The sequence below is a fragment of the Enterobacter quasihormaechei genome (assembly GCF_004331385.1).
GTDB lineage: Bacteria > Pseudomonadota > Gammaproteobacteria > Enterobacterales > Enterobacteriaceae > Enterobacter > Enterobacter quasihormaechei.
The window spans coordinates 120,698-143,507 of record NZ_SJON01000010.1; the positions used below are offsets into that span (position 1 = coordinate 120,698).

Below are 22,810 nucleotides of genomic sequence, written 5' to 3' on the forward strand. Positions count from 1 at the left end.
TGCTGTGAACATGGCCCCGCTTATGCGGGGCTTTGTTTTTTTGGTAAACTGATGCGGTTTTTGACTAACGCGTGAATGATTATGTTGAGTTTTGAAGGCAAAGAGATCGAAACCGATAACGACGGTTATCTGAAAGAGAGCCGCCAGTGGAGCGAAGCGCTGGCGGAGAAAATTGCGGAAAACGAAGGGATTAGCCTCTCCCCGGAGCACTGGGAAGTGGTGCGCTTTGTGCGCGAGTTTTACCTTGAATTCAACACGTCGCCGGCGATCCGCATGCTGGTCAAAGCCATGGCGAATAAGTTTGGCGAAGAGAAAGGCAACAGCCGTTATCTGTATCGCCTGTTTCCGAAAGGCCCGGCTAAACAGGCGACAAAAATTGCCGGCCTGCCAAAACCGGTAAAATGCATTTAATAGCGAATACTGAAGTCAGCGTATTCCCGGCCGGGTTGATGCGGTTCCGTTAAAACCTTATCAACCCGCGCGCTTCGCGGTCCGCCCGCTTTTAGCCACGCCACCAGCTTCTCAACCTTATCCGCATCACCGCAGGCGACTACCTCCACGCTGCCATCATCCCTGTTACGCGCATACCCCGTCAGCCCGAGCTGAAGAGCTTCGCGCTGGGTGCTGTAGCGGAAACCGACGCCCTGTACGAGGCCGTGGACCCAGGCAATGGTGCAAACATTTGACATCATCCTTCTCCTTATCCGACTGGCGCGTTGCATTTCCTCACTGAAGTCGGGAAAATGGCGGCCATTTTACTGGAATCGACAGAATAGCAAATTATGAGCGTACGTTTAGTGTTAGCCAAAGGGCGCGAGAAGTCATTACTGCGCCGCCATCCCTGGGTCTTCTCCGGCGCGGTTGCCCGCATGGAAGGCAAAGCCAGCCTCGGCGAAACCATCGATATTGTTGACCATCAGGGAAAATGGTTAGCACGCGGCGCATACTCGCCCGCCTCTCAGATCCGCGCGCGCGTCTGGACGTTCGATAAAGATGAAACCATCGATATCGATTTCTTTGTCCGCCGTCTGCAACAGGCGCAGCAGTGGCGCGAGTGGCTGGCAAAGCGCGACGGACTGGACAGCTATCGTCTGATTGCCGGTGAGTCTGACGGCCTGCCGGGCGTGACCATCGACCGCTTCGGCAATTTCCTGGTGTTGCAGCTGCTGAGCGCCGGGGCGGAATACCAGCGTGCTGCGCTGATCAGCGCCCTGCAAACGCTGTTCCCGTCATGCGCCATTTACGACCGCAGCGACGTGGCGGTACGTAAAAAAGAGGGCATGGAGCTGACGCAAGGCCCGGTCACCGGCGAATTGCCGCCTGCCCTGCTGCCTATCGAGGAGCACGGCATGAAGCTGCTGGTGGACATCCAGGGCGGCCATAAGACCGGTTATTACCTCGACCAGCGTGACAGCCGTCTGGCAACACGCCAGTACGTTGCCGATAAGCGCGTGCTGAACTGCTTCTCCTATACCGGCGGCTTTGCGGTCTCTGCTCTGATGGGCGGCTGTGCCCAGGTTGTCAGCGTCGACACCTCCCAGGAAGCGCTGGACGTGGCGAAGCAGAACGTCGAGCTGAACAAGCTGGATCTGAGCAAAGCGGAGTTTGTGCGCGACGACGTGTTTAAGCTGCTGCGTAAATACCGCGACCAGGGCGAGAAATTTGACGTCATCGTGATGGATCCACCGAAATTTGTGGAAAACAAAAGCCAGCTGATGGGCGCCTGCCGTGGCTATAAAGACATTAACATGCTGGCGATCCAACTGCTGAACCCGGGCGGCGTACTGCTGACATTCTCCTGCTCTGGCCTGATGACGACAGATTTATTCCAAAAAATCATCGCCGATGCCGCAATAGATGCGGGTCGTGATGTACAATTTATAGAGCAGTTCCGTCAGGCCGCCGATCACCCGGTGATCGCCACCTACCCGGAAGGGCTGTATCTGAAAGGGTTTGCCTGTCGCGTCATGTAACTTGAAAAGAGAAATATTGCCCGCACATAGTGTGTATGTGATGTTTCCCGGGAGGTGACTATGATTGCCAGCAAATTCGGTATCGGCCAGCAGGTCCGCCACACCTTGCTTGGATATTTGGGTGTGGTCGTGGATATCGACCCGGAGTATTCCCTTGATGAACCGTCAGCAGACGAGCTGGCGGTTGACGCAGAGCTTCGCGCCGCGCCCTGGTATCATGTGGTCATGGAGGGCGACGATGGTCAGCCTGTCCATACCTATCTTGCCGAAGCGCAGTTGAGTGGTGAATTACAGGATGAGCATCCGGAACAACCCACTATGGACGAGCTTGCTCAGACCATCCGCAAACAGTTACAGGCACCAAGACTGCGAAACTAAAGGTGTAAAAAAGCCCGTCAAGCGGGCTTTTTTTATTTTGCGAGCCCCAGACGGGGGATGTCGATTGCCGGACAGCGATCCATTACCACCTTAAGCCCGGCATCGCGTGCCAGCACGGCCGCCTGCTCATTGATTACGCCCAGCTGCATCCACAGCGTTTTCGCACCAATGGCGATTGCCTCCTGCGCCACGCCCCAGGCCGCCTCAGAATTGCGGAACACGTCCACCATATCCACCTTTTCCGGCACGTCCGCGAGCGTCGCATAGCCCTGCTGGCCCAGCAGCGTTTTTCCCGCCACCTTCGGCGAGACCGGGATCACGTGATAACCCTGATCCAGAAGGTATTTCATTACCCGATAGCTTGGACGATCCGGTTTGTCGCTCGCGCCAACCAGCGCGATAGTGCGCGTGGACGTCAGGATCTCGACAATGTCGTTCTCTTTCATGCTCTTCCTCCTGGTTTTTTTCAAAGTGTACGTCAAAGCAGCCATCTCAACCACGCTGTCCCTACAGAAGTATGCGGGCAAAACGGCAGAATATGTCTATATGTTAGTAAACGTGATTATCGAAAAATTTTGATACATTCTTACATGGGTAGTTTGTCTACAGGAGTCTGCTATGAAAACCGGCATTGCCTCGGCTGTAGTTGCGTTGATCATGCCGGTGTGTGTTTTCGCAACCACCCTCAGACTCTCACCGGACGTTGACCTGCTGGTGCTGGACGGGAAAAAAGTCTCCAGCTCCCTGCTGCGAGGCGCAGACAGCATCGAGCTGGATAACGGTCCGCATCAGATCGTTTTTCGGGTGGAAAAGACGATTCGCCTCGCCGACAACGAACAGCATATGTACATTTCTCCGCCTCTGGTCGTCAGCTTTAACACGCAGCGTATCAGTAAGGTCAACTTCAGGCTTCCGCGTCTCGATACAGAGAAAGAGTCACAGGCCTTTGACGCTTCGCCACGCCTTGAACTGGTGGACGGGGATTCCATGCCCATCCCGGTAAAGCTGGATATCCTGGCGCTGACAAACAGGCCCAAAGGAACGGATTACGAAGCAGACACGGCGATCTATAACAGAGCCAGCCGGCCCGCCTCCCTGCCTCAGTTCGCTACCATGATGGCAGACGACAGCACCCTGCTTTCGGGCGTACAGGGGCTGGATGTGCTTCCCCCTCAGTCGCAGACGCTCACCGAGCAACGCCTCAGGTTCTGGTTCCAGAATGCCGATACGGATACGCGGGCCCGTTTTCTGCAATGGGTGAAACGACAACCGTCGTCGTAAGCCACATTTTTTCGTCCTTTCTCTTGCAGCATCAGTCAGTTCCCGTCATCGTGTAGCGAGGTAACTTCACGGATAAGATTATGGAACTGACAACACGCACACTTCCGGCGCGCAAGCACATTGCTCTGGTTGCGCACGATCACTGTAAACAAATGCTGCTTAACTGGGTTCGTCGCCATCAGCCTCTTCTCCAGCATCATGCCCTTTCCGCCACGGGGACAACCGGTAATCTGATCCACCGCGAAACCGGTCTGGAAGTGAATGCCATGCTGAGCGGCCCGATGGGGGGTGACCAGCAGGTCGGCGCTCAGATTTCGGAAGGCAAAATCGACGTGCTGATTTTCTTCTGGGACCCGCTGAACGCGGTGCCGCATGACCCGGACGTTAAGGCGCTGCTGCGTCTGGCGACAGTGTGGAACATTCCGGTGGCGACAAATCTTTCAACGGCCGATTTCATCATTGAATCACCGCAGTTTAACGATCCGGTAGAGATTTTGATCCCGGATTACCCGCGCTATCTTGCGGAAAGGCTGAAGTAGTTTTTTGCCCGGTGGCGCTGCGCTTACCGGGCCGACATGTTACGGCTTTCTCGCTACCGGCACGTCAATACTCTTCAAAATATCGACAAACACCGACGGCTCCTCTTTGTTGAACAATAGCCACACGCGATGCCGCGCGCGGGTTATCGCCACGTACAACAAACGCCGCTCTTCGGCATCCGGGAAATCTTCGGGAACCGGCAGTAACGCCTCTTCCATCACGGATTCCCGCGCGGGTGCCGGGAAACCGTCGCTCCCCTCTTTTAGCCCTACCACAATCACGTAATCAGCCTGCTGCCCTTTACTGGCGTGAATGGTCATAAAATCGAGCTGTAGTTTTGGCCAGCGCGTCGCCGCTTTTTCCAGCGCCGCGGGTTTGAGGTGGTGGTAACGCGCCAGCACCAGGATCCGCTCATCGGGTTTCGCATAGCCGCTCAGTTTGTCCAGCAGCGGCTCCAGCTGATCCTCCGCCAGCAGGGTGACGGCCTTTTTATCCCCCGGCGTCAGGCTGTTGAGCGGCTTCGACAGCTGATGCGGGTTCTGCTGAATAAAGCGGTTGGCAATTTCACCAATCCGCGCGTTAAAGCGGTAGGTGGTGTCGAGATCGCTGCGGTCGCCTTCACCAAAATAGTGGTGGAAAGCCGTGGTGAGGGAAAGCTGCGCCCCGCTGAAACGGTAGATTGCCTGCCAGTCATCGCCCACGGCAAACAGCGACGTGTGTTTATTCTGCGCCCGCAGCGCCGAAAGCAGCGCAGCGCGCTGCGGCGAGATATCCTGAAACTCATCCACCAGAATGTGTTTCCACGGACTGACGAAGCGCCCTTTTTCCAGAATGATAATGGCCTGATGGATCAGCCCGGAAAAATCGACCGCGTTTTCCTCTTTCAGCGCGGTTTTCCACGCTTTGAGCATCGGCGCCATCAGCCTAACCCGCTTAGAGAAGACGGCGCGGATCGCTTCCGGTGCGCTTTCTATCATCTCGGCCTGAGAGCCGCCGTGCATGCGCATCAGGCTTACCCACCGGTCGAGACGGGAACCCAGCCGGCGCGCCAGCTTTTCATCCTGCCAGAAGCTGCCCTCCGGCACCGCCCAGTTCAGCTCCTCTTCAAGCCACTGACGCCAGCCTTTCGCCTGCGCCTTTTTCTCGCTGCACTGCTGACGCCATGTCTTGATAAACAGCGCCTGGCGAGCCTGAGCATCACTCTCCAGCTTGCTGACAACAGGGACTTTTTTGCTGCCCTGTTGAATGATATGTAACGCGAGAGAGTGGAACGTGCGCGCCGAGATATCCTGAGTATGCAAACGCGCCTGAATGCGCTCGTCCATTTCCTGCGCCGCTTTGCGGCCAAAGGCCAGCAGCAAAATCTGGTCGGCAACCGCCTCGCCCGTCGTCAGAAGCCAGCCCGCGCGCGCCACCAGCACCGATGTTTTGCCGCTACCGGCCCCTGCCAGCACCAGCAGAGACTGCTCGCCATTCACTACGGCGCGCGCCTGGGCAGGATTGAGGGGCGATGATTCCACCGTGCTGAAGAAATCGGCATATTGCGTAAGCATCGCATCGGTCCAGGCCTGGTTGTGCGCCAGACGGCTTTTCTCGATATCGCTGAGCCATGCCTGACACTGCTGCCACGCGTCACGGCAGTTATCAAATTCCTCCAGCCGCGCCACGGGTAAAGGCAACGCCGTCAGCGCCTGGGTGATTTTTTGCTGAAGCCCGGCGGTTTGCTGACGCGTTAGCCACTTCTGCTGGGTATTGCTTAACGCGATATCGTCCAGCACCTGGTGCAGTACCTGTGCGGCAATCACGCTCATCTCCTGGCTCCACTGCTGCCAGCGCGCGTTCAGATGATGATGGAAGCGCTGGGTTTCAGCCCACTCCGTCCCGTGGAGTCGCACCACTTTCTCTGCCGGCAGGACGAACTCCAGCTCGCCCCACACCAGCCCACGCTTGCAGTGGATGGCGAGCAGCTGATTAAACGGAATAAGGTATTCGTGGCGTTCACCGGAGACTTTCACTCCCGCATTGAGGAGGACAACCTTGTCGTAAGGGTGCTGCGCCAGGCGTTTGCCCATTGAAGTAGCTTTCAGTTCCATATCCTGCCGGATCCACGAGGTAATAATTTGTCAGACAGTTTAACTGCCAGTTTTAAGGTGCTCCAGCCCAAAAAAACGTTACAATCACCAGGCGTTAATCATATCGAAGGAAATGAGGGTTTATGCGTACCGTTCTGAATGTGTTGAATTTTGTCCTTGGCGGTTTTGCCACCACCCTTTCCTGGCTTTTCGCCACCCTGGTGAGCATTGTGCTCATCTTTACGCTTCCGCTGACGCGCTCCTGCTGGGAAATCACCAAACTGTCCCTTGTTCCTTATGGAAATGAAGCCGTACACGTGGATGAGCTGGAGCCGGAAAGAAAAAATGCCCTGATGAATACCGGCGGCACGCTGCTGAATATTCTGTGGCTGATCTTCTTTGGCTGGTGGCTGTGTCTGATGCATATCTTCGCCGGTATCGCCCAGTGCATTACGATTATTGGCATTCCGGTTGGCATCGCTAATTTCAAGATTGCCACCATCGCCCTGTGGCCGGTCGGACGCCGCGTTGTCCCGGTCGAAGTGGCGCAAGCCGCGCGTGAAGCCAATGCCCGTCGTCGTTTTCAGTAATAAGGACTGGCCGCTCTCATGCTAAGCCCCCTGATTCGTCGCTATACGTGGAACAGTAACTGGCTGTATAACGTCAGGATCTTTATCGCTCTCTGTGGCACCGTGGCGCTGCCGTGGTGGCTGAATGACGTTAAGCTCACCATTCCCCTCACGCTTGGGGTGGTGGCCGGCGCGCTGGCCGATCTCGACGACCGCCTGGCCGGACGTTTGCGTAACCTGGTCATCACGCTGGTCTGCTTCTTTATTGCCTCCGCCTCCGTGGAGCTGCTTTTCCCCTGGCCCTGGCTGTTTGCCCTAGGGCTGACGGTGTCGACCAGCGGCTTCATTTTGCTCGGCGGCCTCGGGCAACGCTACGCCACTATCGCGTTCGGCGCCCTGCTGATTGCCATTTACACCATGCTGGGGGTCTCCCTTTACGATCAGTGGTATCAGCAGCCAGTCCTGCTGCTGTTGGGTGCTATCTGGTATAACCTGCTGACCTTAACCGGGCATCTTATTTTTCCGGTCCGTGCCTTGCAGGACAACCTTGCCCGCAGCTATGAACAGCTGGCCCACTATCTGGAGCTGAAATCACGGCTGTTCGATCCGGATATCGAAGAGGATAGCCAGGCGCCACTGTACGATCTGGCGCTGGCAAATGGCCAACTGGTCGCTACGCTGAACCAGACCAAAGCGTCTCTGCTCACCCGTCTGCGCGGCGATCGCGGTCAGCGCGGTACCCGACGCACCCTCCACTACTACTTTGTCGCCCAGGATATACACGAGCGCGCCAGCTCCTCGCATGTGCAGTACGCTGATCTGCGCGAGAAATTCCGCTACAGCGACGTGATGTTTCGCTTCCAGCGCCTGCTGTCGATGCAGTCTCAGGCCTGCCAGCAGCTTGCGCGCTCAATACTGCTGCGCACGCCCTATCAGCATGATCCTCGCTTTGAGCGCGCGTTCAGTCACCTGGATGCGGCGCTCGATCGCGTTCAGGCCAGCGGAACCTCGCCGGAACAGTTCAAAGCCCTGGGATTCCTGCTCAACAACCTGCGAGCCATTGATGCCCAGCTGGCCACCATTGAGTCTGAACAGGCGATGGCGATGCCGGCCAACGATGCTGACAACCGGCTTGCGGATGACAGTCTGAACGGCTTCAGCGATATCTGGCTGCGCCTGAGCCGTCATTTTACGCCGGATTCCGCACTCTTTCGCCATGCGGTGAGGATGTCGCTGGTGCTGTGCGTGGGCTATGCGTTTATCCAGATAACAGGGTTGCATCACGGATACTGGATCCTGCTGACCAGCCTGTTCGTCTGCCAGCCGAACTATAACGCTACCCGCCATCGACTTGCGCTGCGTATTGTCGGGACGTTAGTCGGGGTCGCCATCGGGCTGCCGGTGCTCTATTTTGTGCCTTCTGTAGAAGGACAGCTTATCCTTATTGTGATCACCGGCGTGTTGTTCTTCGCCTTCCGCAATGTGCAGTACGCTCACGCCACAATGTTCATCACGTTGCTGGTGCTGCTCTGCTTCAATTTGCTAGGGGAAGGATTTGAAGTGGCCCTCCCCCGCGTGATCGACACGCTAATCGGCTGCGCCATTGCCTGGGCAGCGGTGAGCTTCATCTGGCCTGACTGGCGTTTTCGAAACTTACCCCGCGTCTCCGACAGAGCAATGAACGCTAACTGCCGCTATCTGGACGCCATTCTTGAGCAGTACCATCAGGGCCGCGATAACCGTCTGGCCTATCGCATTGCCCGCCGCGACGCGCATAATACTGACGCAGAGCTGGCTTCAGTCGTCTCTAATATGTCAACAGAGCCGCGCGCCACGGCAGAAATTCGCGAAACGGCCTTCCGGCTGCTGTGCCTGAACCACACGTTTACGAGCTATATCTCTACCCTGGGCGCCCACCGTGAGAAGCTGACCAATCCGGAGATCCTGGCGCTGCTGGACGATGCCGTTTGCTACGTTGATGACGCGCTTCATCATCAACCTGCGGATGAGCCGCGGGTGCACCAGGCACTGGATGAACTGGTGCAGCGTATCGCACACCTGGATCCGGGCACCGACAACAAAGCTCCGCTGGTCCTACAGCAAATTGGCCTGCTTATCGCTTTGCTGCCGGAAATTTGTCGACTGCGACAGCAGATTGCTACCTGGCGGAATGATGCCCCTGCGACTCAGGCAGCGCATTAAACCACTCCGTAAGCTCCCGGCGAATATCCGCCGGGAGTGCCGCTTCGTGAAGCCCTTCGATGGCGCCTTCAAGCGCGAACAAAACCCGGATGCTCAGCGCCTTATTCCTGGAGCGCATTTTCAGCCAGCTCGTCTTCGCACCCAGCTGTCGTAGCGTCTCTTCATTGGTGATGCCCGCTTCCATCAGCAGGACCTCAATCTGAAAAGTCAGGTTTGGCAGATCTTTTAGCCGGTTACGCTGATGTCGCTGGTAGCGCTCTTTCCTTGCAGCATCGAGCGCAAACGAGGAGAGCTGAAGCAACTTTTCCCTGTTTTGCCAAAGCCCCTCATCCACACGATAGTAATTAAGCAGAACAGGACGTCCTCGTTTCATCAGCGTCAGAAAAGAGGAGGCATTTTTTACACAGTATTTTGCACTCTGCTCACAGGCGCGAAGATAAAGCTCACCGTCAGACACCATTGCAAACACCGCTTCATCCACGGCCAGGGTATAACCGCCAAACAGGGCTCGATGGTGAATTTCACCCAGCGGAGAGAGGTATTCCTGCGATTGATAAATCCGCTCATAGGATATCTTTTTCATGATAATTCCATTTAAAATCATAGAGTAAACACGATATTTCTTACTAACGGATCCGTTAGCAGGAAAATAGGCAACTTATTGCCGTTGGGCAAGATGATTTTTTCAGGTTCACCGGGAATGGATGAAATTTGCGAGTCGCTTTCCGAAAATGAGGTTGATCTTTATGCACACAGGGGTTACTGTATATCCATACAGTAACCACAGGGCTGGAATGAACATGTACACTTCAGGCTATGCAAATCACTTAACACCTTCTACTTCTGCCGCAGGCAATGTTGCGCAGAATTCTATCGGGCGTGTATCGACAGGGCTTATCAGTGAAGTGGTTTACCGTGAAGACCAGCCGCTGTTAACACAACTGTTACTCCTGCCGCTTTTGCAGCAGCTCGGTCAACAGTCTCGCTGGCAGCTCTGGCTGACGCCACAGCAAAAACTAAGTCGTGAATGGGTTCAGTCGGCGGGTCTGCCGTTGGCGAAGGTAATGCAGATCAATCAACTCTCCCCTTGCGATACGGTTGAGTCGATGGTTCGGGCATTACGTACCGGGAACTATAGCGTCGTGATTGGATGGTTACCTGAAGATCTGTCGCAAGAGGAACATTTGCGTCTGTCTGAAGCTGCTGAAGAAGGTAACGCGATGGGGTTCATCATGCGGCCGGTTCGTGAAGATTCCTATCGCAGAGGACAACATCCCGGGCTAAAAATTCACTCAAATGTGTACCATTGAGTCATTTTAAGAGTTTTCCTGGAATTTTTTTCGACCGCAGTATGCAAAAAAAGTTCAATGCGCCAAAACTGCGGCAAGGCTTGTCTGACGCGGTTCTCGTTAATTTTACTGCACAAAAATCGTTCAAAAAATGTTAAATATTAGGTATACGGAACTTTTTTTTTCATATGCCTGACGGACTTCACACTTGTAAGTTTTCAGCTACGTTGTAGACTTTACATCGCCAGGGGTGCTCGGCCTAAGCCGAAGATATCGGTAGGTTTATATTTGACCACGCCCCCCGGTGAAGGATTTAACCGTGATTTCTCCGATGGAGATATTCATGGCAAATTTTGGATGATAACGAGGCGCAAAAAATGAAAAAGACAGCTATCGCGATTGCAGTGGCACTGGCTGGCTTCGCTACCGTAGCGCAGGCCGCTCCGAAAGATAATACCTGGTATGCAGGTGGTAAACTGGGCTGGTCTCAGTTCCATGACACCGGTTGGTACAACAGCAGCCTGAACAACGATGGCCCTACTCACGAGAGCCAGCTGGGTGCAGGTGCGTTCGGTGGCTATCAGGTTAACCCGTATGTTGGCTTTGAAATGGGTTACGACTGGTTAGGTCGTATGCCGTACAAAGGCGACAACGTAAATGGCGCTTTCAAAGCTCAAGGCGTTCAGCTGACCGCTAAACTGGGTTACCCAGTAACTGACGATCTGGACGTGTACACCCGTCTGGGCGGCATGGTATGGCGTGCAGACTCCAGCAACAGCATCGCTGGTGACGACCACGACACTGGCGTTTCCCCAGTATTCGCTGGCGGCGTTGAGTGGGCAATGACCCGCGACATCGCTACCCGTCTGGAATACCAGTGGGTTAACAACATCGGTGACGGTGCTACCGTTGGCGTTCGTCCAGACAACGGCATGCTGAGCGTTGGTGTTTCTTACCGTTTCGGTCAGCAGGAAGATGCGCCAGTCGTAGCTCCAGCGCCGGCTCCAGCTCCAGAAGTACAGACCAAGCACTTCACTCTGAAGTCTGACGTTCTGTTCAACTTCAACAAAGCTACCCTGAAACCAGAAGGTCAGCAGGCACTGGATCAGCTGTACACCCAGTTGAGCAACCTGGATCCTAAAGACGGTTCTGTAGTGGTTCTGGGCTTCACCGACCGTATCGGTTCTGACGCTTACAACCAGGGTCTGTCTGAGAAACGTGCTCAGTCTGTAGTTGATTACCTGGTATCTAAAGGTATCCCAGCTAACAAGATCTCCCCACGTGGTATGGGCGAATCTAACCCAGTTACCGGTTCTACCTGTGACAACGTGAAACCACGCGCTGCACTGATCGACTGCCTGGCACCAGATCGTCGCGTAGAGATCGAAGTTAAAGGTATCAAAGACGTTGTAACTCAGCCTGCGGCATAAGTTATCGTCTTATAAAAAAACCCCGCCATGCGGGGTTTTTTATTATCTGAACAAAAGCAAAAACGTTATTTTTTACCCAGCAGTGCCTGCAAATCGTTCTTCAGCGTCGACATCTGGCTGGCATACTTCTCTTTATGCTCGGCATCTTCAATCAGCTGCACCACCGTTTCCGACAGCGTTTTCCCGCGCCGTTGCGCAAGCCCGGCCAGACGCTGCCAGACCATAAACTCCAGGTCGATAGATTTCTTACGGGTGTGCTGATGCTCGGCATTGAAATGCCGTTTACGACGAGCGCGGATAGTTTGCTTCATCCGGTTCAACAAGGCCGGATTAATATGTTTCTCGATCCAGCCGTTGACCTGTACCGGTTCGTTTTCGAGGGTCAGCAACATATCCACAGCTTCTTGAGCCGCGCTGGCTTCGATGTAGCAGGTGATCAGCTCCCCTTCACGGTGCTTTTTGACCAGGTACTTCCATTTCCAGCCGCTTTCGAGGTTTTCCAGTTGTTGATATTTCATTGCGATCTCAGTGTTACCGTGTAACTCAGTTCAGAATATCAGTTTTTTGGCAATCTGCTGAAAAGAAATCATATCCTGTGAAACGCTGCGGCAATCCGCATGATGAAAACCCGAATCCTGATTGGGCAGAGTGCGCCGCTTACGGTATACTCCACGGTTTTACTTCTGACTAAAAAACATCAACTTTGACCATTACGAAACTTGCATGGCGTGACCTTGTTCCGGATACCGAAAGCTATCAGGAACTGTTTACACAGCCAGACTTCACAAAAGAACACGAATACATACTTAGCGAGACACAACCGCGTTTGCATTATGCGCTGGAGCAGATGTCATCCCCATGGGCCACATCTCCCTTCATGCTGCTCAAAGCCCCGGAAGAAGCCGAGTATTTGACGCTTCTCGGTGATGCCATGCGCCAGTTGCAGCCAAAAACGAACGCCGTTTTTGGTGGTCAGTATCATATTGCCGGACGCGACGTGACGTTCGAACCCGCCGCACAGGCCGACGGGCTGTTCGCTGCCAAAGGCGAAGTGATTACTGCCAGCTGGGCGGAAGCCGAACAGCTGTTCGGCTGCCTTCGTCAGTTCAATGGCGAGGTGTCACTGCAACCCGGGCTGGTACACCGCGCGAACGGCGGCGTGCTGCTCATTTCCCTGCGTACGCTGCTTGCGCAGCCGCTGCTGTGGATGCGCCTGAAAACGGTAGTGACGCAGCAACGTTTTGACTGGGTAGGCTACGACGATTCACGTCCTCTGCCGGTCTCCATCCCGTCTATGCCGCTGTCTCTGACCGTCGTGCTGACGGGCGATCGCGAATCGCTGGCGGACTTCCAGGAAATGGAGCCTGAACTCGCGGAGCAGGCTGTCTACAGCGAATTTGAAGACAATATTCAGATTGCTGATGCCGATGATATGGCGCAGTGGTGCCAGTGGGTGATGGCCGTGGCGGAACGTTTCGCGCTGCCCTCGCCTGCCAGCGATGCGTGGCCTGGCTTAATCCGCGAGGCCGTACGCTACACCGGTGATCAGGAAACCCTGCCGCTCTGCCCGCTCTGGATCGGTAAACAGCTGCGTGAAGTTGGCGTAATCAGCGGCAACGGTACGTTTAGCGGCGAGCAGCTTAGCCAGATGCTGGCCCAGCGTGAATGGCGCGAAGGCTATCTTGCTGACCGTATGCAGGATGAAATTCTGCTGGAACAGATTCTGGTGGAGACCGAGGGCGAACGTATCGGGCAAATCAACGCCTTATCCGTCATCGAGTTCCCTGGACACCCGCGCGCCTTCGGCGAGCCTTCCCGCATCAGCTGTGTGGTGCACATTGGTGACGGCGAATTTACCGATATCGAACGCAAGGCGGAACTGGGCGGAAATATTCATGCTAAAGGCATGATGATCATGCAGGCATTCCTGATGTCTGAACTCCAGCTCGAGCAGCAGCTCCCCTTCTCTGCCTCGTTAACCTTTGAGCAGTCCTACAGCGAAGTCGACGGCGACAGCGCCTCCATGGCGGAGCTGTGCGCCGTGATCAGCGCGCTTGCAGACGTGCCGATTAACCAGAACATTGCGATTACCGGATCCGTGGATCAGTTTGGTCGTGCCCAACCGGTAGGCGGACTGAATGAGAAAATCGAAGGTTTCTTTGCTATCTGCCAGCAGCGCGGTTTAAACGGCAAACAGGGCGTGATTATTCCGGCACCTAACGCTCGCCATTTGAGCCTGAGCCAGGCGATTCTGGATGCGGTAGAGCAGGAACAATTCACCGTCTGGGCCATCGAAGGCGTTGAGGATGCACTACCCTTACTGACGAACCTGGTCTGGGACGGCGAAGGCCAGACAACCCTGATGCAGACCATTCAGGAACGTATAGCTCAGGCGACACAGCAGGATGCTCGTCATCGTTATCCGTGGCCGTTGCGCTGGTTAAGTTGGTTTAGTTCAAACTGATCGGACTTGTTCAGCGTACACGTGTTAGCTATCCTGCGTGCTTCACTAAAATAAGGCTTACTGAGAACATGGTAGATAAACGCGAATCCTATACGAAAGAAGACCTTCTTGCCTCTGGTCGCGGTGAACTGTTTGGCGCGAAAGGCCCGCAGTTACCAGCCCCAAATATGCTGATGATGGACCGTGTCGTGAAAATGACCGAAACCGGCGGCAACTTTGATAAGGGTTACGTAGAAGCAGAACTCGATATCAACCCGGACCTGTGGTTCTTCGGTTGCCACTTTATTGGCGATCCGGTAATGCCTGGCTGCCTGGGCCTCGATGCTATGTGGCAGCTGGTAGGCTTCTATCTGGGCTGGCTTGGCGGTGAAGGCAAAGGCCGCGCGCTGGGCGTAGGCGAAGTGAAATTTACCGGTCAGGTTCTGCCTACCGCGAAGAAAGTCACCTACCGCATCCACTTCAAGCGTATCGTTAACCGCCGTCTGATCATGGGCCTGGCGGATGGCGAAGTGCTGGTAGATGGTCGTCTGATCTATACCGCAAACGACCTGAAAGTGGGTCTGTTCCAGGATACCTCTGCTTTCTGATAACGGCTTTTAGCGCCTCCCAGAAAGGCGAAACCTCCGCATTGCGGAGGTTTCTTTTTAAAGAGACGGTATCAGGCAAGTACTGCCCTGTCTCCGATGGCTTCTCGCCAGCCCCCTAGCCATTGGGACCTTTGATTCAGGGCCTGATAGGGACACATTTCTTTAGAACGTCCGGCGATGCCAGCCTGATAACCACGTTGATGAGCCCTTTCCAGGCGATCTCGTTTCTGTCTCTTCATGCCTCGTTTCCCTCATTCTTTTGTCTGGTGGAAAGAAAACAGTGGTTGCAATATGTGCAAGCACAGTTAACGAATACCCCGAATCAGCTTCAGCGTCAACGTTCAAAATTCATACGGGTGTCATATTTGTGAGCTACATGGAAGATCGTTTGTACAAAAAATGTGATGCGGCACAAGTAACAGCCTGAACGCAAAACGAAAAAAAAGCCGCCATCAGCGCGTCGCTGAGTGCGGCTTTTGTCGATGAATTTTACTTATGGCAGACGGGAAATCTCTCTGGCAATGGCCGCCGACTCCTGTGCCCATCCCTGTGCCAGCACTTTCACCATTTCGTCATAGCCATCTTTCTGCTGCTTAAGCTCCAGATGGAAAGGACGCTTCATCAGCTGGCCCTGGTGATTCAGCAGCCACTCTCCGCTGATAACCACGGCGCCGTCATAGCGGCCGTGGAACCCCGTCACGTTAACATTCAGCGTGTCCTGATCGCTTCCCAGAGGCTGTGAGGCGACTACCCAACCAGGAAGCTGGCTGCTCAGGTTCGCCACCAGCGTATTGCGAAGCTGCTGATCCAGCGGGCTGGCCCACAGGTTATTGTTGGCGATAACGTACTGCACATCGCTGGTCTGGTAGACCACCCCGTTGCCCGCCAGATAATCCGGCACGGCAACCTGTTCAACCCACAGCAGACGACTGCCCTGCGAGGTGCTGCTCTGCGCACCCGGCTGCGCGCTTAGCGGCAGCTGGTAGTAGCTTTTGTTGTCGCTTCCGGAGCTACAGGCCGTTAATACCAGTGCGCCCACGATGATTAGCCATTTTTTCATTGTTTCGCCCTCTTAGGCTCAGGATCCTTTTTATCTTTCGCTTCAAACACCAGCGCGTTGCTCTTTTCATTGAGCGTTTTCAGAACGGGCTGTAGCTCGCGTAAAACCTGATCAAGACGTTGCATATCCGCCACCATCTTGTTGTAGGCCGCCGAGCCCGGCTGGAAGCCCTGCATGCTGCGGTTCAGCTCGCGCAAGGTTTTCTGCATATCCTGCGGCAGCTGCTGCATGGACTGGTTAGCAGTGATCTTGTTGATATTATCCAGCGTGGTTTGCAGACGTTGCATCGTCGCCTGGCTCTGATGCAGTGAACCCGTCGCGGCTTCAAGCATTGGATTCAACGGCAGATTATTAATCTTATCCAGCGTTTCCATCAGACGCTGTTGGATCTGCGCCAGACCACTGCTGACCGTAGGAATGATTTTGTAGCCGCCAAATTCGCGGATACCCGTCATGGCAGGCGCTTTAGGATAGAAGTCCATATCGACATACAGCGCCCCTGTCACCAGGTTGCCGGTTTTCAGCGAGCCGCGCAGGCCGCGGTTCAGCAGGTCGCTGATATGCTCCCCGATATCCTGATCCTCACCTATCTGGTTAATCAAACGCTCAGGTTCGATGCGGATCAGCACCGGAATACGATAATCATCATCAAGCATCTGCTTAAGACCCGGAACAAAGTAAGGCACTTGTCCCACAGTCCCCAGACGGATACCGCGGAACTCGACTGGCGCCCCTGGCTGCAAGCCGCGTACGGAGTCCTTAAAGAACATCAGGTAGTCAATGTGATCGGTATAGAGCGCATCCTGAATACTTTTTTGATCGTCAAACAGCCTGAAGGCGGTTTTCTCCGCCACCGGTTGTCCGAGATCCATGCCTTCCGGCACGTCGAAACTGACGCCCCCGCCAAACAGCGTGGTGAGCGAGCCCATTTCAACGCGCATACCCGCAGAGGTCAGATCCACCGCGATCCCGCTGTCTTTCCAGAAGCGAACGTTGCTGGTCACCAGGCGGTCATTAGGCGCATTGATAAAAAGCTGATAGCTGATGGTCCGTTTTTGCGGATCGAAGGTGCTTGTTTCAACCGAACCGACGCGATACCCACGGAACAGCACCGGATCGCCCGGCGAGAGCTGGCCCGCTTTTTTGCTGTCCAGAATAACGCGGATCCCTTTTGCATCCGGCGGCGCAAGCGGCGGTGAATCCAGCAGCTGATAGTCTGCTGGCTGGGTACCTTTGCTGCCGGGCTGGAGTTCAATGTAAGCCCCTGAAAGCAGCGTCCCTAAACCGCTGATGCCTTCTCTTCCGACCTGAGGTTTCACCACCCAAAAAACGGAATCTTCATGAAGCAGTTTTTCCATGCCGGCATTCAGGCGGGCTTTGATTTCAACATGGGTTAAATCATCCGTCAGGGTCGCGCTTTCGACGACGCCCACATCCACGCTGCGGCTCTTGATGGTGGTTTTCCCGCCCTCAATCCCCTCTGCATTGGTGGTGATGAGCGTCACTTCCGGTCCCTGATGGCTGTAATGATAAAACAGGATCCATGCACCAATCAGCGCGGTCACGATGGGGAAAATCCACACCGGCGACCAGTTTCTGACCTTCTGCACTTTAGCCTCTCCACTCTTATTTTCCATGCTCTTACTCTTCCTCATGGCTTGAATCGGGCTCACGATCCCACGATAAACGAGGGTCGAAGGTCATGGCCGCAAACATGGTCATAATGACGACCAACGCAAACATCAGCGCTCCCATAGCGGGATAAATACTCATCAGCCCTCCCATACGCACCAGCGCAGAGAGAACCGCAATCACGAACACGTCAATCATCGACCAGCGGCCAACAAATTCCACGACCTCATAAATCAGATGCATACGCTCACTGTCACGCTTACCGTGCCCTTTCGCATCCCAGCAAAGCCAGGCAATAGCAATCATCTTCAAGGTCGGGACCATAATACTGGCGAGAAATATGACCCCTGCAACAGGGTATGATCCCTCGCTCCACAGCAAAATGACCCCGGCAAGGATGGTCGAGGGCATTCTGTCGCCAAGCAGATCGGTGATCATGATTGGCAATATATTGGCGGGCAGATAGAGCATGATGGAGGTCACCAGCAGCGCCATGGTCCATTGCAGGCTATTTTTGCGCCGCACGTGACCTTTTGTTTCACAGCGCGGGCACACCTCGACCTCCGCTGGCAGCACGGCGGTGCAGCAGGAGCAGGAGCGAAGCCCCTGACGAATACCCGGTACGCCCACCCTTACCGTCCGCGAGAGCGTCGGGGCCGGGGCGATATCGTCCCAGGCCCAGCGTCGGTCCACGCACTGGAACGCGCGCAGTTGCAGCACGCAATACAGACACCACGGAATAAAGCTGCTGCCAATCCCCACGTCACCGTAGGCCATCAGCTTCACGAAGCTGACGAGGATACCTGCCAGAAAAATTTCTGCCATCCCCCAGCTTTTCAGCTGGAACAGGATGCGCGCGAGTTTGATTTTAAGGGCGGTAGGCATCCTGACGCGGTTGACCAGCAAAAGAATAACCACCAGGCAAAAAGCCGGGACTATCTGAACGAACAGAAGAAAGAAGGTGCCGAGGCTGGCGTAATCTTCCGAGAACATCACGCCAGGAATTTCCAGTAAATCCACCTGGCTTGTCATCCCGCCCACTTTCATAGAGATGAAAGGGAAGAGATTGGAGAGCAGTAACATGAACAGGGCTGCCAGCGCGTAAGCCGTAGGACGCTGCCTTGGCGCGTCCCACTCGGTCGTCAGCGTAGCTCCGCAGCGCGGGCAGGCAGCCTTATGTCCGTGACCAAGCTCTGGCAACGCCACGAGCATATCGCATTGCGAGCATAATATATGCCGATCGGCACGGTGCTGGTCACACATAGATTATCCCTGTTATGCGCCGTTTTTCAGAGACTCAAGGTACTCCCAGCGCTCAAAAGCTTCTTCCAGCGCCTGCTCGGCCTGGGAGAGTTCAGCCAATACTTTCTGAGTATAGTCGTGAGGCTGCGTAAAGAATGACGCATCCGCGACCTGAATTTGCAGTGCTTCCAGCGCCGCTTCCAGTTCTTCCAGACGCTGCGGCAGCCCTTCCAGCTCGCGCTGCAAGTTATAGCTCATTTTAGCTGGAGATTTTTTGGCGGTTTCTGCTTTTGCAACAGCAGGTTCAGCGACATTTTTAGTCTTCGCCTGTTTTTGCACCAGCGACTGCGCTTGCTGACCACGCGCGTCATGATAGCCGCCCACATATTGTCCGATGCGTCCTTCACCTTCGAAGATCCAGCACTCGGTGACGGTGTTATCGACAAACTGACGATCGTGGCTGACCAGCATCACGGTTCCCTGATAACCATCAATCAACTCTTCCAGCAGTTCCAGCGTTTCGACATCCAGATCGTTCGTCGGTTCATCGAGAATCAGTAAGTTGCTGGGTTTCAGGAACAGGCGCGCCAGCAAAAGACGGTTACGCTCACCGCCGGACAGCGCGCGCACAGGCGTCAGGGCGCGTTTCGGATGGAACAGGAAGTCCTGAAGGTAGCCCAGCACGTGACGCGGCTTGCCGTTAACCATCACCTCCTGTTTCCCTTCTGCGAGGTTATCCATCACCGTACGATCCGGATCCAGCTCTGCGCGGTGCTGGTCGAAGTACGCCACTTCCAGTTTGGTACCGCAGTGAATGCGACCGCTGTCGGCCTGCAACTGGCCCAGCATCAGCTTCAACAGCGTGGTTTTGCCGCAGCCGTTTGGACCGATAAGCGCAATTTTGTCGCCGCGCTGAACCTGAGCGGAGAAATCATTCACCAGCACTTTGCCGTCAACCGAATAGTTGACGTTCTCCATTTCGAAGACAATTTTGCCCGAGCGGGACGCCTCTTCCACCTGCATTTTGGCGCTGCCCATGACTTCGCGGCGTTCGCTACGTTCGCGACGCATCGCCTTCAGGGCACGAACGCGGCCTTCATTACGCGTACGACGCGCCTTGATGCCCTGACGGATCCAGACCTCTTCCTGCGCCAGCTTGCGGTCGAATTCGGCGTTTTGCAGCTCTTCGACGCGCAGGTTCTCTTCTTTTTCCAGCAGATAGGTATCGTAATCGCCAGGATAGGTCACCAGCTTGCCGCGGTCGAGGTCGACAATGCGCGTGGCCATATTACGGATGAACGAACGGTCGTGGGAGATGAAGATAATGGTGCCGTTAAAGGTTTTCAGGAACCCTTCCAGCCAGTCAATCGCTTCGATATCCAGGTGGTTCGTCGGTTCGTCCAGCAGCAGCACCTTAGGCCCGCTCACCAGGGCACGTCCCAGCGCGGCTTTACGCAGCCAGCCGCCGGAGAGCGCCGACAGCTCCATATCCGCTTCCAGGCCAAGCTGAGCCAGCACTTCGTTAATGCGGTTTTCCAGCTGCCACAGGCCGTGGTGATCGAGCATCTCCTGCACTTTTGCCAGCTCGTTGAGATTCTTGTCGCTTGGATCGGTCATCACCAGATGCGAAATCTCGTGGTAGCGCTTGAGGTATTCCGCCTGCTCTGAAATCCCTTCGGCCACGAAATCGTACACGCTGCCGGTAACGTTACGCGGCGGATCCTGTTGCAGGCGAGAGACGATCAGATCCTGCTCGTAAACAATACGGCCATCATCCAGCCCCTGCTCACGGTTGAGGATTTTCATCAGCGTCGATTTACCCGCGCCGTTACGGCCCACCAGACAGACGCGCTCGTTATCTTCGATATGCAGCTCTGCATTATCGAGAAGCGGTGCGTCGCTGAACGAGAGCCACGCGCCATGCATACTAATTAAAGACATTTATTTTTCCTTTCAGACCGCGGAGATCAGCCAGCAGTTATGAATTTGACGGTTACGGGCAAAGTCCTGAGACAGCGTTTTTTGGCTGATTTCTTGTGCTTTCAGTCCCAGTTCGGCCAGGCCGTCGTGATCCATTCGGAATCCGCGCTTGTTGTTCGAGAACATAATGGTGCCGCCTTTACGCAGCAGACGCTTCAGGTCGGTCATCAGGCGCAGGTGATCGCGTTGAACATCAAAGCTATCCTCCATACGCTTGGAGTTAGAGAAGGTCGGCGGATCGATGAAGATCAGATCGAACTGCTCGTCGGTGTCACGCAGCCAGCCCAGCACGTCGGCCTGTAGCAGACGATGCTGCCGACCGGTTAAGCCGTTGAGACGCAGGTTGCGCTCAGCCCACTCCAGATAGGTACGGGACATATCTACCGTGGTGGTGCTACGCGCCCCGCCAAGCCCCGCATGAACGCTGGCGCTGCCGGTGTAGGAGAACAGGTTCAGGAAGTCTTTGCCCTTGCTCATCTGGCCCAGCATACGGCGGGCGATACGGTGGTCGAGGAACAGGCCGGTATCGAGGTAGTCGGTCAGGTTTACCCACAGGCGAGCGTTATATTCGCCCACTTCGATGAAGTCGCCCTTCTCGCCCATCTTTTGATACTGGTTTTTGCCTTTCTGACGCTCGCGGGTTTTCAGCACCAGCTTGTTTGGCGAAATGCCGAGCACGGCGATGGTGGCCGCAATCACGTCCAGCATACGCTGACGCGCTTTTTGCGCATCGATGGTTTTCGGCGGAGCGTATTCCTGAACCACCACCCAGTCCGCATAGCGGTCAACCGCCACGTTGTATTCCGGCAGATCAGCGTCGTACAGGCGATAACATTCAATGCCTTCCTGCTTCGCCCACTTCTCAAATTTCTTCAGATTCTTGCGCAGGCGGTTGGCGTAGTCTTCCGCCACGCCGGACGGTTTGCTGTCCGCCGCAATCTCTGCCAGATGGTAGTTTTTCTGTACGCAGTCCAGCGGGCCGTTTTTCGCCTTGAACTGGCGATCTGCACGCAGTTGCAGGCAGCTCAGCAGTTCCGGCGAGGCGCTAAACAGAGAAAGATTCCAGCCGCCGAAATGCGCCTTCATGTTGCGGCCCAGCAGGCTGTGCAGGGCAATCAGCGCCGGCTCGCTGCCCAGACGCTCACCGTACGGCGGGTTGCTGATAACGGTACCATACGGGCCTTTTGGCAGCGGATTGGTCAGGTTCGCCACATCCTTAACATCAAAGGTCACCAGCTCACCGATCCCGGCACGACGGGCGTTGCTGCGCGCGCGCTCAATTACCCGCGCGTCGCTGTCCGAACCGTAAAAGTGAGACGTGTACTCCGCCAGCCCCTTACGCGCGCGGGTCTGCGCGTCGTCTTTAACCTCTTTCCAGATGGCTTCATCGTGCTGCGCCCAGCCTTTAAAGCCCCACTGTCCACGATGCAGCCCTGGCGCACGGTCGGTGGCCAGCATCGCGGCCTCAATCAGCAGCGTACCGGAACCGCACATCGGATCGAGCAGCGGCGTACCTGGCTGCCAGCCGGAGCGCATCACGATCGCGGCGGCCAGGGTCTCTTTGATTGGCGCCATGCCGGTGCGATCGCGGTAGCCTCGCAGATGCAGGCCCGCCCCGCTCAGATCCAGGGAGATGCTCGCCGTGTCGCCGTTAAGCCAGACGTTGATGCGCAGATCCGGGTTTTCACGGTCAACGTTCGGACGTTCTTTATTACGACGCGTGAAGCAGTCCACAATGGCGTCTTTGACGCGCAGGGCACCGTACTGGCTGTTGCGGATCTCGTCGTTGACACCGTTGAAATGCACCGCAAAGGTGGCATCCGGCGTGAAGATCTCTGTCCAGTCGATCATCTGTACGCCGGTGTAGAGATCAAGATCGCTGTAGACCTTGCACTCTTTCATCGGCAGCATGATGCGCGACGCCAGACGGCTCCACATCAGGCTCTGGTAAATAAGCCGCGTGTCGCCCTCAAAATGGACACCACCCTGAACCACCTGGCACTCTTTCGCGCCCAGGCCTTCCAGTTCAGTTTTTAACAGCTCTTCCAGCCCACGGGCCGTACTGGCAAACAGAGAATTCATATCGTCACTTTTACTCATAGAAAATTGTC

22 protein-coding genes are annotated in these 22,810 nt (G+C 55.3%); 11 read left to right on the forward strand and 11 right to left on the reverse strand.

Annotated elements, in window-relative coordinates:
• Positions 1–81: 81 nt before the first annotated feature.
• Complete coding sequence (tusE, locus tag E0L16_RS14445) at positions 82–411, forward strand: sulfurtransferase TusE (RefSeq protein ID WP_131637218.1); 330 nt, start codon at positions 82–84, stop codon at positions 409–411.
• Here tusE and yccX read toward each other — a convergent pair.
• The gene (yccX, locus tag E0L16_RS14450; RefSeq protein WP_207388510.1) at positions 408–689 is read right to left on the reverse strand and encodes an acylphosphatase; all 282 of its coding nucleotides are present in this window, start codon (positions 687–689) and stop codon (positions 408–410) included. The genes tusE and yccX overlap by 4 nt on opposite strands.
• A gap of 93 nt (positions 690–782) precedes the next feature.
• Between yccX and rlmI the strand changes: the two genes are divergently transcribed.
• On the forward strand, positions 783–1,973 hold the full coding sequence (gene rlmI / locus E0L16_RS14455) for a 23S rRNA (cytosine(1962)-C(5))-methyltransferase RlmI (RefSeq protein ID WP_102749639.1): 1,191 nt from the start codon (positions 783–785) through the stop codon (positions 1,971–1,973).
• A gap of 60 nt (positions 1,974–2,033) precedes the next feature.
• Positions 2,034–2,351 carry a heat shock protein HspQ gene (gene hspQ, locus E0L16_RS14460; protein ID WP_006809336.1) on the forward strand — a complete coding sequence of 106 codons (318 nt, stop codon included), beginning with the start codon at positions 2,034–2,036 and terminating at the stop codon, positions 2,349–2,351.
• Between the two features lie 32 nt (positions 2,352–2,383).
• On the opposite strand, the gene E0L16_RS14465 is transcribed toward hspQ, so the two are convergent.
• A complete protein-coding gene (locus tag E0L16_RS14465; RefSeq protein WP_006809337.1) occupies positions 2,384–2,797 on the reverse strand; it encodes a CoA-binding protein in 414 nt (137 codons plus the stop codon).
• Positions 2,798–2,969: 172 nt separating this feature from the next.
• Between E0L16_RS14465 and csgI the strand changes: the two genes are divergently transcribed.
• Positions 2,970–3,632, forward strand: a complete 663-nt coding sequence (gene csgI / locus E0L16_RS14470; protein ID WP_131637220.1) for a curli synthesis inhibitor — start codon at positions 2,970–2,972, stop codon at positions 3,630–3,632.
• 80 nt (positions 3,633–3,712) lie between these two features.
• On the forward strand, positions 3,713–4,171 hold the full coding sequence (mgsA, locus tag E0L16_RS14475; RefSeq protein ID WP_006809340.1) for a methylglyoxal synthase: 459 nt from the start codon (positions 3,713–3,715) through the stop codon (positions 4,169–4,171).
• A gap of 39 nt (positions 4,172–4,210) precedes the next feature.
• Here mgsA and helD read toward each other — a convergent pair whose 3' ends face one another.
• Positions 4,211–6,265 (reverse strand): DNA helicase IV, encoded by a 2,055-nt coding sequence (gene helD / locus E0L16_RS14480; protein WP_131637221.1) that lies wholly within the window; start codon positions 6,263–6,265, stop codon positions 4,211–4,213.
• 122 nt (positions 6,266–6,387) lie between these two features.
• On the opposite strand from helD, the gene E0L16_RS14485 reads away from it, so the two are divergent.
• Positions 6,388–6,834 (forward strand): YccF domain-containing protein, encoded by a 447-nt coding sequence (locus E0L16_RS14485; protein ID WP_003858149.1) that lies wholly within the window; start codon positions 6,388–6,390, stop codon positions 6,832–6,834.
• A gap of 18 nt (positions 6,835–6,852) precedes the next feature.
• Positions 6,853–9,015, forward strand: a complete 2,163-nt coding sequence (gene yccS / locus E0L16_RS14490) for a YccS family putative transporter (RefSeq protein ID WP_131637222.1) — start codon at positions 6,853–6,855, stop codon at positions 9,013–9,015.
• Here the strand turns inward: yccS and E0L16_RS14495 are convergent.
• Positions 8,972–9,598 carry a TfoX/Sxy family DNA transformation protein gene (locus E0L16_RS14495; protein WP_063449134.1) on the reverse strand — a complete coding sequence of 209 codons (627 nt, stop codon included), beginning with the start codon at positions 9,596–9,598 and terminating at the stop codon, positions 8,972–8,974. The two genes, yccS and E0L16_RS14495, sit on opposite strands and share 44 nt — an antisense overlap.
• 217 nt (positions 9,599–9,815) lie before the next feature.
• On the opposite strand from E0L16_RS14495, the gene sulA reads away from it, so the two are divergent.
• Both sulA and ompA read left to right on the forward strand, forming a co-directional pair.
• The gene (gene sulA / locus E0L16_RS14500) at positions 9,816–10,325 is read left to right on the forward strand and encodes an SOS-induced cell division inhibitor SulA (RefSeq protein WP_131637223.1); all 510 of its coding nucleotides are present in this window, start codon (positions 9,816–9,818) and stop codon (positions 10,323–10,325) included.
• 356 nt (positions 10,326–10,681) lie between these two features.
• Positions 10,682–11,734, forward strand: a complete 1,053-nt coding sequence (gene ompA / locus E0L16_RS14505; RefSeq protein WP_017694761.1) for a porin OmpA — start codon at positions 10,682–10,684, stop codon at positions 11,732–11,734.
• A 65-nt stretch (positions 11,735–11,799) separates the two neighbouring features.
• Here ompA and matP read toward each other — a convergent pair whose 3' ends face one another.
• Positions 11,800–12,252 carry a macrodomain Ter protein MatP gene (gene matP / locus E0L16_RS14510; RefSeq protein WP_006809347.1) on the reverse strand — a complete coding sequence of 151 codons (453 nt, stop codon included), beginning with the start codon at positions 12,250–12,252 and terminating at the stop codon, positions 11,800–11,802.
• A 185-nt stretch (positions 12,253–12,437) separates the two neighbouring features.
• Between matP and E0L16_RS14515 the strand changes: the two genes are divergently transcribed.
• Positions 12,438–14,198 carry an AAA family ATPase gene (locus tag E0L16_RS14515; RefSeq protein WP_131637224.1) on the forward strand — a complete coding sequence of 587 codons (1,761 nt, stop codon included), beginning with the start codon at positions 12,438–12,440 and terminating at the stop codon, positions 14,196–14,198.
• Between the two features lie 68 nt (positions 14,199–14,266).
• The gene (gene fabA / locus E0L16_RS14520) at positions 14,267–14,785 is read left to right on the forward strand and encodes a bifunctional 3-hydroxydecanoyl-ACP dehydratase/trans-2-decenoyl-ACP isomerase (RefSeq protein WP_000227926.1); all 519 of its coding nucleotides are present in this window, start codon (positions 14,267–14,269) and stop codon (positions 14,783–14,785) included.
• Between the two features lie 71 nt (positions 14,786–14,856).
• Here fabA and rmf read toward each other — a convergent pair whose 3' ends face one another.
• The 6 genes from rmf to rlmKL form a co-directional block, all read right to left on the reverse strand.
• The gene (rmf, locus tag E0L16_RS14525) at positions 14,857–15,024 is read right to left on the reverse strand and encodes a ribosome modulation factor (RefSeq protein ID WP_003858162.1); all 168 of its coding nucleotides are present in this window, start codon (positions 15,022–15,024) and stop codon (positions 14,857–14,859) included.
• Positions 15,025–15,278: 254 nt separating this feature from the next.
• Positions 15,279–15,845 (reverse strand): membrane integrity-associated transporter subunit PqiC, encoded by a 567-nt coding sequence (gene pqiC / locus E0L16_RS14530; RefSeq protein WP_112792841.1) that lies wholly within the window; start codon positions 15,843–15,845, stop codon positions 15,279–15,281.
• Positions 15,842–17,482, reverse strand: coding sequence for an intermembrane transport protein PqiB (pqiB, locus tag E0L16_RS14535; protein WP_063866301.1), 1,641 nt, complete (start codon positions 17,480–17,482; stop codon positions 15,842–15,844). The genes pqiC and pqiB overlap by 4 nt, the downstream gene beginning before the upstream one ends.
• A 4-nt stretch (positions 17,483–17,486) precedes the next feature.
• Entirely contained in the window at positions 17,487–18,740 is a 1,254-nt protein-coding gene (pqiA, locus tag E0L16_RS14540) for a membrane integrity-associated transporter subunit PqiA (protein WP_131637225.1), read from the reverse strand.
• 12 nt (positions 18,741–18,752) lie between these two features.
• Complete coding sequence (locus E0L16_RS14545) at positions 18,753–20,660, reverse strand: ABC transporter ATP-binding protein (protein WP_107535070.1); 1,908 nt, start codon at positions 20,658–20,660, stop codon at positions 18,753–18,755.
• Positions 20,661–20,672: 12 nt separating this feature from the next.
• The gene (rlmKL, locus tag E0L16_RS14550; protein ID WP_131637226.1) at positions 20,673–22,781 is read right to left on the reverse strand and encodes a bifunctional 23S rRNA (guanine(2069)-N(7))-methyltransferase RlmK/23S rRNA (guanine(2445)-N(2))-methyltransferase RlmL; all 2,109 of its coding nucleotides are present in this window, start codon (positions 22,779–22,781) and stop codon (positions 20,673–20,675) included.
• Positions 22,782–22,810 lie beyond the last annotated feature (29 nt).